At 72.4% G+C, this 2,906-nt stretch carries 2 protein-coding genes and 1 pseudogene; 2 read left to right on the top strand and 1 reads right to left on the bottom strand.

The window, feature by feature from the left end:
- Positions 1 to 579 (top strand): annotated as a pseudogene (locus ACTS11_RS06750) (hypothetical protein); the annotation flags it as partial.
- A gap of 6 nt (positions 580 to 585) precedes the next feature.
- Here ACTS11_RS06750 and mgtE read toward each other — a convergent pair.
- Entirely contained in the window at positions 586 to 1,986 is a 1,401-nt protein-coding gene (mgtE, locus tag ACTS11_RS06745; RefSeq protein WP_442639565.1) for a magnesium transporter, read from the bottom strand.
- A gap of 108 nt (positions 1,987 to 2,094) precedes the next feature.
- Between mgtE and ACTS11_RS06740 the strand changes: the two genes are divergently transcribed.
- The coding region (locus tag ACTS11_RS06740; protein ID WP_442639564.1) for a guanine deaminase at positions 2,095 to 2,906 on the top strand (812 nt) is incomplete at its 3' end.

Raw genomic sequence — 2,906 nt, 5'->3', positions numbered from 1 at the left:
GACCGCGGCGGGGGGGAGGCCCCCGCCCTGCCGAACCCCGAGCCGGAAACCGCGCGCGCCTCGCTCGCGCCGCAGCCCCGCGCGCTGACCGCATCGCAGGGCGCCGCCGGGGCGTCGCTCTTCGTGCGGGCCGCCGGTCAGGCCGATGCCGAGGCCGCCGCGCTGGCCGCCCGCGAGGTTCCCGACGCGACCCGCTTCGCCGTGGCCAGCTCGCTCGTCCCCCCGACGCGGCCGGGCAACATGGACGCCATCGTCGCCAGCGCCGTCCGCTCCGAGCCCGAAGAGCCCGCCACCGTCGTCGAGGCCGCCGCCGTCGCCCCCGGCCCCTCGATCCCGCCCAGCGCCGACGTCGCCCGCGCCGCCACGCAGCGCAACGAGTTGCGCCTGCGCGACATCAACCTCATCGGCGTGACCGGCACCCCGTCGGACCGCCGCGCCCTGATCCGCCTGCCCTCCGGCCGCTTCGTGCGCGTCGGCGTGGGCGACCGCCTCGATGGCGGTCGCGTCGCCGCCATCGGCGAGACGACGCTGCAATACGTCCGCAACGGCCGGACCGTCACGCTCGACATTCCCGGCTGACGCGCCTCAGAGCAGGACCAGCACCGCGAGACCGAGGAAGGCGAAGAAGCCGACCACGTCCGTAACCGTCGTCACGAAGGCCCCCGAGGCGAGCGCCGGGTCCACCCCCATCCGGTCGAGCACGACGGGGATCAGGATGCCGGCGAGCCCCGCCACCAGCAGGTTGATCACCATCGCCGCCGCGATCACCGCCCCGAGCATGGGCGAGCCGAACCAGACGATCCCCACGATGCCCATCACGACGGCGAAGACGACCCCGTTGATGAGGCCCACCCCCGCCTCCCGGGTGACGACGCGCAACAGGTTCGAGCTCGTCAGGTCCTTCGTCGCCAGCGCCCGCACCGCCACCGTCAGCGACTGCGTCCCCGCATTGCCGCCCATCGAGGCCACGATCGGCATCAGCACCGCCAGCGCCACGACCTGCGCGATGGCCTCCTCGAACTGCGCGATCACCAGCGAGGCGAGGATCGCGGTCACGAGGTTCACGGCCAGCCACGGGAGCCGCTGCCGCGTCGTCTCGAGCACCCGGTCGGAAATGCTCGATTCCTCGCCCACCCCCGCGAGACGCAGGAGGTCCTCGGCGTTCACCTCGTCGAGCACGTTCATCGCGTCGTCGATGGTGATGACCCCCACGAGCCGCCCGTCCTCGTCCACCACGGGGGCCGAGATCAGGTGGTACTGGTTGAAGGCATAGGCGACCTCGTCCTGGTCCTGCGTCGCCGGGATCACGCGGAAGCTCTCCTCCACGATCTCGCGCATCGGCGTCCGCCGCGCCGTCGACAGGAGCCGGCCGAGCGTCACGTAGCCGGTGGGCTTCAGCCGCGGGTCGGTCAGGATCACGTGGTAGAACTGCTCGGGCAGATCGGCCTTGTGGGCGCGCAGGTAGTCGATCATCTCGCCGACGTTCCAGTGCTCGGGGGCATGCACCACCTCGCGCTGCATCAGGCGGCCCGCCGTCTCCTCCGGATAGGCCAGCGCCTGCTCCACCGCCGTCCGGTCACGGTCGTCGAGCGCCTCGAGGATGGCGGCGGCCTGGTCGTCCTCGAGATCCTCTAGGATGTCCACGAGATCGTCCGAATCGAGCTCGCGGACGGCCTTCACCACCTGCTCCGGCGGCAGGAGCGCGATCACCTCCTCCCGAAGGCCCCAGTCGAGCTCCGAGATCACCTCGCCGTCGATCCCGTCCGACCAGAGCGCGAGCCAGGCCGCGCGCTCGGCCGCCGAGACCTGCTCGAGAAGGTCGGCGATGTCGGCGGGATGGAGCGGCTCCATCAGCGCGTCGATGGCCGGAACGTCGCCCGCCTCGACCGCGGCCCGCAGCGCGCCCCGCAGCGTTTCGTCGAGCTCGTAGCCCTCGCGCGTCTCTTCCGCCACGGCCTCGCGGATATCTTCCAACTGGTCGTTCATGCCCGCTCCCCGGCCCCGCGCTTCGCCCGGTTTTGCCCTAACATAGCCCGGCCGCGGCGGCTATGAAGCCGGAGACGGAATTGTCTCCGCCGGCAGGAGTGACCGACCATGACCGAGCGCCTGATCCTCGGCCAGACCCTGAGCCTCGACGCCGACCCGCGCCTCGCGGGGCCCGACGCGGCCCGCCACGAGCGGCGGGGCGCGGTCCATGTGCGCGACGGGATCATCGCCGCCGTCGGCCCCGCCGACAGGCTCCGCGCCGCGCACCCCGCGCTTCCGGTCGAGGACCACGGCGCCCACCTGATCCTGCCGGGCTTCGTCGACGCGCACGCCCATTACCCGCAGACCGCGATCATCGCCTCCTGGGGCAAGCGGCTCATCGACTGGCTGAACGACTACACCTTCCCCGAGGAGATGCGCTTCGCCGACCCCGCCTATGCCGCCGAGGTCGCGGGCCGCCATCTCGACCTCCTCCTCGCCCACGGAACCACCACCGTCTGCAGCTACTGCACGATCCATCCGCAAAGCGTCGACGCGCTCTTCGCGGCCGCCGAGGCGCGGGGGATGCGCGTTCTCGCCGGCAAGACCTGCATGGACCGCGACACCGCCCCGCCGGGCCTGCGCGACAGCGCGCAGGCGGCCTACGACGACAGCGCGGCGCTCCTCGCACGCTGGCACGGGCGCGGCCGTCTCTCCTACGTGATCACCCCGCGCTTCTCGCCCACCTCGACCGAGGCGCAGCTCGACGCCCTTGGCGCGCTCTGGGCCGAGCACCCGGACTGCCTCATGCAGACCCACCTCTCCGAGCAGACCGACGAGATCGCCTGGGTCCGCAGCCTCTACCCCGGGGCGCGCGACTACCTCGACACCTACGAGGCGCACGGGCTCCTCGGCCCGAACGGCCTCTACGGCCACGCCAT

Origin of the sequence: Roseicyclus sp. (genome assembly GCF_052168335.1) — a bacterium.
GTDB lineage: Bacteria > Pseudomonadota > Alphaproteobacteria > Rhodobacterales > Rhodobacteraceae > Roseibacterium.
Note: the sequence above shows the minus strand (reverse complement) of the source record. Positions and strands in the feature narration are given on the sequence as shown.

Bases quoted from the DNA above. Each gene is read 5' to 3' on its own strand.
- mgtE (WP_442639565.1), bottom strand. From the start codon at position 1,986: ATGAACGACCAGTTGGAAGATATCCGCGAGGCCGTGGCGGAAGAGACG.